This window comes from Streptococcus sp. 2100 (genome assembly GCF_013276335.1).
Classification (GTDB): domain Bacteria; phylum Bacillota; class Bacilli; order Lactobacillales; family Streptococcaceae; genus Streptococcus; species Streptococcus pseudopneumoniae.
Genome location: NZ_VMKV01000012.1, coordinates 62,705 through 71,431, shown reverse-complemented (window position 1 = coordinate 71,431; position 8,727 = coordinate 62,705). Strand labels below are relative to the sequence as shown.

Here is an 8,727-nt window from a genome sequence, read left to right as displayed (position 1 = left end):
CAACCTCAAAACAGTATTTTGAGCAACCTGCGGCTAGCTTCCTAGTTTGCTCTTTGATTTTCATTGAGTATTAATAGACTTGTTTGGTATCTTGAAAACTATATCATATAGGTGTCGTCATGAATCCTTTTAGCTGATTTAAGGATACAAAAACATAATACTATGACTCAATTGAAATATTAAAATTCAATTTCTGACCACCTAATCCTGCTTCAAATAGTTATCGAACAAGTTTTATGATAGCTACCTTGTTAGGATGCTCTTATTTTTTATCAGACAAAACAAAAGGATTAAGGGAGTGAATTTCCTTAATCCGATAGTCTCTTAAGCCTGACGCTGACCAAAGTCCTTAATCATCTGCTCCATTTCTTGTCGGCTAGGAGTTGTCAACATATACAGGTAATCTCCTTGAAGTTCCGCAAAGGCCGCTGGCATGATTTTTTTAACCTTGAACTGCTGACTGTATTTGGCAAGCAAGTCCTCCTCAGAATAAACATAGTGAGCATTTGCACGGCGAGAAGTAGCCAAACAATACTGCGGTTCAAATTCTGACGCTGGGAACTCTTCTCCTGCTACAATCGCCGCATAGCCTCGGTAGAGGTCCAAGGAATGAGCAAAGTTATAAACATCAATAGTGAAACCACCTGCAGGGCGGTTATTGTACTCAATGGCGATGTAATCATCCCCTTCACGGAAGAACTCAATATGGAAGAACCGTTCTTTCATGCCAAATTCCTTGACAATTGCCTCACCATATTTACGTAATTTAGGATCCATATCCTTGAGAACGTAATAAGAATTGTCCATCTTGTAAATCATGAGATCAAGCGGTGTATAGGCGTAATCAAAGGTTGTTGAGAAGACAATTTTACCATCCTTGTCCACAAGACCATCAAAGGTACAAATTTCGCTAGAGGTGACAAATTTCTCAAAGAAATAAACAGTTGAATGATCCCACTCAGACTTGAAGTGATTGATATCGTCTTCTGTCTCAAGCTTAAAGGTGGCGGCCGCTCCCACTCCATTGTCAGGTTTGGCAATCATTGGAAGACCAATTTCTTTCACAGCTTGATCCACATCTGCTTCCGTCTTGATAACTGCTCCAGGGACCACTGGGACACCTGCTTTTTTGAAAAGCTTCTTCATTTCAGACTTAAATTTCGTCTTTTTAATATCCTCTGGTTTGGCACCAAAAACATTAAATTGCTCTCTGAGTGCTGCGTCCAGCTCAAGCCAGTATTCATTATGAGACTCGATGCGATCAAGCGGGCCATGTTTATAAAAGAGAAAAGCAACTGCTCGTTTGACTTCGTCTATGTTCTCAAGATTGTCAACACGGAAATATTCGGTCAGGCTATTGCGTAAAGGCTCATCCAATTGCTCGTATGGTTCTTGGCCAATTCCCAAGACAGTGATGCCTTTATTAGCTAGTTCAATGGTAAACTGTTGAAAGTTTTGTGGATAATAGGGAGAAATAACAAGGTAATTCATAGGTAACTCCTTTTATAAATAGAGATGACCGAGGAAATAAGGCATTTGTTTGCGCCACCATTCCCAGTCGTGGGCGACATCGTGTCCCCATTCAGCAAACCAGGCTGGAATTTGTTTCTGGTCAAAGGCTTCTTTGAGCTTGTAAAAGGATGGCAAGCCATCTTGTTCCCAGGCACCAAGACCCGTACACAACACAATCTCTGCCTGACGATAACGGTCAATAAACCAGCCGTCGTTCTGGTTCCAGATATAATCTACTGGCGAGTTTTGGTAAATAGCATCATCGTTGTAGTAATCGCCGACAAAGAAACGTGCATCGTAAACACCACTGAGAGCAATCACTTTGGTAAAGACATCTGGATGCTGGAGGAAGAAATTGAGTGCATGATAGGCTCCCATAGAGCAACCTGTCGTCATCATGCCATCAAACCAACCTGTCTTATGCTTGATAAAAGGAATGGCCTCCTCAATCACATAACGTTCGTAGGCACGGTGCATTTCCGCTTGGTCGTGACCATTTTTCCAAGTAGCCAACCAGCTCTCACTGTCCACACTGGATAGGGTAAAGAACTGGACACGGCCTTCCTCGATAAAGGAAGCACAGGCGTCAATCATGCCAAAATCATAGTATTCATTGTGACTGCCACCTGATGAAGCAAAGACCACAACTGGAATTCCAGCATATCCATAACGATTGAGGTACATTTCACGGTTAAGGTGACCACTCCAGTGGCTAAGGTTTTCAATATGCATTGGCTTTCTCCTTTTCTAACTTACCATTTCTCTGCAAAAAATCTCAGAGAGTCTGGTAAATTCTCCGACCAAGGGATTTCACTATGGATGGCACCAGACTGAACTTTTAAGACCAGATTATCTAAGTGTACCCCACCTGCTATCAAATCATGGTAATAGCGAAGCGACGAGTCGATATAGGCTTGTTTGATATTACCAGCCATCAGGGTCTTGTCTGTATCATCTGCTTCTTCCGTTCCCACATAGATGAAGATGCGCTGGTCAGGCGATAGTTTCTGGCGCTCGATATAGCGGTTAAAGGCTTCTTGGTGGAGCCAGTTTGCAGATGAAAAGACGCCCAGGCAACCAATTTGGTCTTGGTATTCCAAACCGATAAACTGGGTAATATTCCCTCCTAGTGAGGATCCAATCATGGCTGTATGCTGGCAGTCTGCTTTTGTACGATAAGTTTCATCGATAAAAGGCTTGACCACCTCCATGACAAACTCGGCATACTCCACACCCTTACCGCCAAACTGCTGCCCTGGGATAGGAGATTCTTGGAACTTCCAAGCTGCATACTCATTCATCCGCCCCATGCCATCATTGTCAATAGCAACTACAATCATGCGACTGATATCGGGATTTCGTTTGATGGCTGGGATAATCTTCCATGAGTGTCCAATGAAAGACTCTTTGCTATAAAAAACATTTTGCCCGTCATGAAAGTAAACAACAGGATAGGAACGGTCTGTATCTTTCTCATAATCTTTAGGTAGAAGAACACGCACACGGCGCTCCTTGCCTGTATAAGGAACCTTGAGTTTGTGTTCTTTCATTTTTAAATAAAAGTAGGAATGATTCATTGTCAGAAAACTCTCTATATTCAAAATTTTATTTTATTATATCACAATTATAGAAAAAAAGTTAATTTTGCTTCCATTTTTGGAATTAAAAACTAACTTTTTCATTTAATTTTCTAAATTCTTTTGGATTTTCTGATTAGAGCAGATTGTCAATCAAGTCATCAACTTCATCTTTTTCAGCTTGAGGTGTAATCTCAGTAATCATGATTCCAGCAACTGCTCGCTCAACCAAATCTTCAACATCCATACGTGCTTCATACTGCTCTGCATTCTTAATCTTAGGATTTGTTTTTGGACGATCTGGTGCAAAAATGGTACAACAGTCTTCAAAAGGCTGGATTGAAATGTCAAAGGTATCAATTTCTTGTGCAATATCGATGATTTCCAACTTGTCCATGGTAACCACAGGACGAATGATGGGAGTGTTGGTCACAGCGTTAATAGCCTGCATGCTTTCGAGGGTTTGACTGGCTACTTGACCTAGACTTTCCCCATTGATGATAACCAAACCATTTCGTACCTCACGAATACGATCGGTAATCCGCATCATAAAGCGACGAGTTAGAGTCATCAAGTAAGCTTCTGGCGCTTTAGCCTTGATTTCCTCTTGAATCTCTGTAAAAGGAACTTCGATAAACTGGATATTGCCCCCAAACTTAGTCAATTTACGAGTCAAATCTTGGGCTTTTTTAAGGGCTCCAGGACTGGTGTAAGGTGGGCTGGCAAAGTGAACTGCCTCAATATCTACCCCACGCTTAAGCGCTAGATAACCAGCTACAGGTGAATCAATCCCTCCCGACAACATAAGCATCCCTTTACCTGAAGTTCCAACTGGCAAACCACCAGCCCCACGAATGGTTTCATAAGAAAGGTAGGCTGCCTCTTCTCGAATCTCCACTTGGAGATTGATATCAGGACTTTTCATTTGAGCTTGTACGTTTGGAATTGCTTCGAAAACAGCTCCTCCAAGCGTTTGATTGAGTTCACGACTGTCAAGTTCAAAGTTGTGGTCGCTACGCTTGCTAGAGATTTTAAAGGTCATGCCTTCCTTGTAGATGTCCTGCATAATCTCTTGGACAGAAGACTTCAAAACTTCTACAGATTTTTCAACCTTATATACTGGAGAAAAATTTTGAATCCCGAAGACTTGCTTGAGTGATTCTGCTACTGCTGTGTAATCAGCTCCATTGAGGTAAGCATGGGCACGGTCACGATCTGCCCTTACCTTAACTTGGGGATAGATAGACAAAACGTCTGAAATATTATTGCGAAGTTTATTGATGAAACGCATACGGTTTTTGCCTTTGGTTGACAGCTCACCGTAGCGAATCATAATTTCTGAATACTGCATAAATGCTCCTATCTTACTTTTCTAGTTTGGTTGTAAATTAATTTTAGCTTGGTCAAAAACTGATCGACCTGACTCATATCATTTTCAAGGTCTAGGCTAAGACGCACAGCTGACTGGGCCTTATCTTTATCTACTCCTATGGCAATCAGAGTTCCTGCAGGTTTCCCAGCCTTGGACGAACAAGCAGAGGTCGTTGAGATAAAAATATCATAGTCTTCAAAAGCGTGAACGATGACTTCACCACGAACACCCTTGATTCCAAAAGTCAGGATATGAGGGGCAAAGTCTTCCTCATCTGAAAAGACAAAAATATCTGGATAGTCCAGAAGGGCTTGACGAATCACTGCCTTCATCTGCCCAGTCTTGCTCCTAAAGGTATCTAGCTTTTCCATAGATAAACGGAGAGCCTTGGCTGTCGCTGCAATCCCTGCCACATTTTCAGTTGTCGAACGGTAATCACGCTCCTGACCTCCACCAGTCAACAGTGGCGTAATTTTCTTACCAGACTTGATATAGACAAAACCAACACCACGAACTCCGTGGAACTTGTGACCAGAGAAAGTCGCGAAATCCACTCGTTCTGTCAGATATTTTTCAGTTGTAATCTTAGCAAGTGCCTGAACCGCATCAACGTGGAAAGTAATAGTTGGCTTGTCTGCCAATAGTTTTGAAATAGCCTCAATAGGTTGGATAGAGCCTATTTCATTGTTCACAGCCATGATGGAAACGAGGATTGTATCAGGTCGTATCAAAACTGCTAGGGCCTCGACGTCCACAAATCCTTTCTCATCAACTGGAGCAAAATCCACTTCAAATCCTTGACTTTTCAGCCAGAGAGCCGATTCCTTAACTGCCGGATGTTCAATGGCTGATACGATGATGTGCTTGCCAAACTGGGCTTTTTCAAATGCTACTCCCTTGATGACCCAGTTATCTCCTTCTGTCCCACCAGATGTAAAGAAGATTTCATCACTTTTCTTACCGATTAAATCTGCAATCTGTTGGCGAGAAGCATCTAAGATTCGTGTTGCCTGGTCTCCCAAACGATGGAGACTAGATGGATTTCCTAAAATTTTTGAAGTCACCTGCATATAGGTTTCAAGGGCTTCAGGATAAGGCTTGGTCGTCGCCGAATTATCAAAGTAAATCATGTTTTCTCACGCTTTCTAAAATCACTCCTTCTATTGTATCATGAAACGGAGCCTGCGACAAGAAAGGGCAATTCCTCTTTTTTTAAGATTTTTTTTTAAAGAAATGCGGTATAATAAATTTTAATCAAAGGAGAGAATGTATGTCTAACTATCGTAGAACTTCAAAACCAAAAACAGAACATATCAAAAAAGGCTTTACTGTTTTTCAAAAAACCATTACTACTATCGCTAGTATCCTCGGCTTGATTACTGCGACTATCACGATTATGAATGCCTTGGATAATAATAAAAATACCAAAAAAGAACCGACGACAACACCGACGACAACCATTGTCAAAGAAATTCAAAAGGAATCCCCTCAGGAAAATACTAGTCCCAATAAGGAAAATAATACTAGTCAAGAAAAAAAACAACAAGAGGAAACGCCAAAATCTAGCGGCAAGGAAGAGAAAAAAGAAGAGCAGAAAACAGCAACTCAGGATTCTTCTACTCCTGCTCCTACTCCAAGTAAACCTGCCGCTGATAATGAAAAACAGTCCAATACTCCAACTTCAGAAAATAATACTCAATGAAAATCAAAGAACAAACTAGGAAGCTAGCCGTAAGCTGCTCAAAACACTGTTTNNCATATATACGGTAAGGCGAAGCTGACGTGGTTTGAAGAGATTTTCGAAGAGTATAAAAGTAATCAATAGCCAATAAAATAGCTCCCTCCAAACTTGGAAAGAAGCTATTTTTTTATTGTTCCAATACTTTTCTTGGCTTGGTACCTTCAGCTGGACCGATGACACCTGCCATCTCAAGCTCTTCCATGAGACGGGTCGCACGGTTAAATCCAACTGACAAACGACGCTGAATCATAGATGCACTGGCTTTCTGAGTTTCGATTACCAAAGCCTTGGCTTCTTCAAAGAGCGGGTCACCACCAGATTCACCATCTGAAAATTCACCGTCGTTTTCAGAAACCTCACCTGGTTCAAAACTATCATCGTAGTCCGCATCTGCCTGAGCCTTGATGAAGTTCACAATGCGCTCAACATCGTCATCCGAGATAAAGGAGCCTTGGAGACGAACTGGATGATTTTCATCAATCGGTTTAAAGAGCATGTCTCCTCGACCAAGAAGTTTTTCTGCTCCATTTTCATCCAAAATCGTACGGGAGTCTGTTCCTGATGAAACCGCAAATGCTACACGAGATGGGACATTAGCCTTGATCAGACCAGAGATGACATCAACGGATGGACGCTGGGTTGCAAGAATCATGTGGATACCTGCAGCCCGCGCCTTCTGTCCTAGACGGATGATAGCATCTTCCACTTCCTTGCTTGCTACCATCATGAGGTCAGCCAACTCATCCACAATCACAACAATAAGTGGTAGTGGAATCTGCTTGTACTCAGACTGAGCATTAAACTCTTCTACCTTGGCATTAAAGCCTGCAATATTACGAACTCCCACCTTGGCAAAGAGTTCATAGCGGTTTTCCATCTCATCCACAACCTTTTGCAGGGCCTTGCTGGCCTTGCGTGGATTGGTCACGACTGGAATCAAGAGGTGGGGAATATCATTGTAAACAAACAACTCAACCATCTTGGGATCCACCATCATAAACTTGACCTGGTCGGGTCTTGCTTTCATCAGAATGCTAGCAATAATGCCGTTAACTGCTACTGACTTCCCTGAACCCGTTGAACCTGCGACGAGCAAGTGGGGCATTTTAGAAAGGTCAAAAGCTCTTGCGGTGCCATTAACCGCCTTTCCTAGAGGAATTTCCAAGAGATTTTCTGCTTTCGTTTGAGATTGTTCCCATAGTTCGCGGAAAGAAACTGTCGCAATCTCAGAGTTAGGTACCTCAATTCCCACTAAAGATTTCCCTGGGATAGGTGCTTCGATTCGGACATCCTTGGCCGCCAAGGCTAGAGCGAGGTCATCTGCTAGATTGGAAATGCGGTTGACCCTTACACCCACTGCAGGCTTGACTTCATACTTGGTCACTGATGGCCCAATTTCAGCCCGTTCAACCGTTACCTTGATACCAAAGCTAGCAAAGGTTTCTTCTAGGATTTTGATGTTTTCTCGGACGATTTTCTTCTCTTTAGACTGGTCCTTTGGTTTATCTGGGGCAAAGAGTTGTAAGCTTGGAAGTTTGTATTCAAGAGCCTCCCTGGCTGAAAAATCGACCTGAACATCTTCGTCATCAGAGCCATCTTCCTGCTCAGGGAATTCAAGTTCGGCTTGAGGCAGGATGATTTCTGGTTCCACCCAGTCTTCTTCAGGTATAGGTGGAACGTCAAGTACAACATCTGCTGTCAGAATTTCACCCGTTTCCATATCAACAGGAGGCAAATCGAGTAAGGCTTTTTCGGTCTCTTCTTGTTCTAATCTAGCCTCTTTCTCATCCTTTTGGCGAGCTTTTTCTTCTTGTTTGACAAAGCGTTCCTCTTTTCGACGCTCATGCCCTTCCCACCATTTGGCAAATCCTCGACTGAAAAATTCAGCAATATCATAAACAGACCAAGGACTGACTAGGAGGGCACCCACTAAAATCAAGATAGAACCAATAAAGTAAGTGCCGATATTTGAAAAGAGAAAGGCGGTTGGAATATAAAGAGCGACACCAATCAAGCCTCCACCAGCAAAACTGGTCGTTCGAAAACCAGTCAAATCCGTCACAACCTGAGCCATGGTTCCTTTTAGAACGGACTTATCCAAACCATATTTCCAAACCAAGTAGGCCTCAAAAATCAGGAGCAAGCCTGCAAATATGATGAAAAAGCCAGATAAGAGTCCTTCCTGTTTTCGTATCCACTTGAAAAAGAAGAGATAGAACAAGAGGCCAAATATTGCTAGATAAGCTAGGCTCCCCACCAGCAAGCGAATTAAATTGTAAAGGGTTATACCTGCAGCCCCTAATTTGAAGGCTGCGAAAATCAATAAAATCGCGATTCCCAACGAAATCAACATTCGTTGGATCGCTTCTTTTCTCTCGAGTTCTGCTTTAGACGGTCTCCGTCTTGTTTTACTTGTATTCTTGTTTGCCATTTTTCTATTATACCATATTTCACAGGCATTTCGAAAAGAGAAAAAGACTGCACCAAACGGTCCAATCTTCTTTATCATGATTATATTCAAAGTA

At 42.2% G+C, this 8,727-nt stretch carries 7 protein-coding genes; 1 reads left to right on the top strand and 6 read right to left on the bottom strand.

Annotated features, from left to right (window positions below; all coding sequences use genetic code 11):
* Positions 1-324: 324 nt before the first annotated feature.
* The 5 genes from HT669_RS02030 to HT669_RS02010 form a co-directional block, all read right to left on the bottom strand.
* A complete protein-coding gene (locus HT669_RS02030) occupies positions 325-1,491 on the bottom strand; it encodes an ATP-grasp domain-containing protein (protein ID WP_001108623.1) in 1,167 nt (388 codons plus the stop codon).
* A 12-nt stretch (positions 1,492-1,503) separates the two neighbouring features.
* Positions 1,504-2,244, bottom strand: a complete 741-nt coding sequence (locus tag HT669_RS02025) for an esterase family protein (RefSeq protein WP_000546809.1) — start codon at positions 2,242-2,244, stop codon at positions 1,504-1,506.
* A gap of 20 nt (positions 2,245-2,264) precedes the next feature.
* Positions 2,265-3,089, bottom strand: coding sequence for an alpha/beta hydrolase (locus tag HT669_RS02020; protein WP_001016822.1), 825 nt, complete (start codon positions 3,087-3,089; stop codon positions 2,265-2,267).
* Between the two features lie 136 nt (positions 3,090-3,225).
* On the bottom strand, positions 3,226-4,440 hold the full coding sequence (gene thiI / locus HT669_RS02015) for a tRNA uracil 4-sulfurtransferase ThiI (protein ID WP_001200054.1): 1,215 nt from the start codon (positions 4,438-4,440) through the stop codon (positions 3,226-3,228).
* Positions 4,441-4,448: 8 nt separating this feature from the next.
* On the bottom strand, positions 4,449-5,591 hold the full coding sequence (locus HT669_RS02010; RefSeq protein WP_000638947.1) for a cysteine desulfurase family protein: 1,143 nt from the start codon (positions 5,589-5,591) through the stop codon (positions 4,449-4,451).
* Between the two features lie 140 nt (positions 5,592-5,731).
* Between HT669_RS02010 and HT669_RS02005 the strand changes: the two genes are divergently transcribed.
* The gene (locus HT669_RS02005; RefSeq protein ID WP_000073923.1) at positions 5,732-6,163 is read left to right on the top strand and encodes a DUF6556 family protein; all 432 of its coding nucleotides are present in this window, start codon (positions 5,732-5,734) and stop codon (positions 6,161-6,163) included.
* Positions 6,164-6,329: 166 nt separating this feature from the next.
* Here HT669_RS02005 and HT669_RS02000 read toward each other — a convergent pair whose 3' ends face one another.
* Positions 6,330-8,633: a DNA translocase FtsK gene (locus tag HT669_RS02000; RefSeq protein ID WP_345889807.1), complete on the bottom strand. Its 2,304-nt coding sequence runs from the start codon at positions 8,631-8,633 to the stop codon at positions 6,330-6,332.
* Between the last annotated feature and the right edge of the window lie 94 nt (positions 8,634-8,727).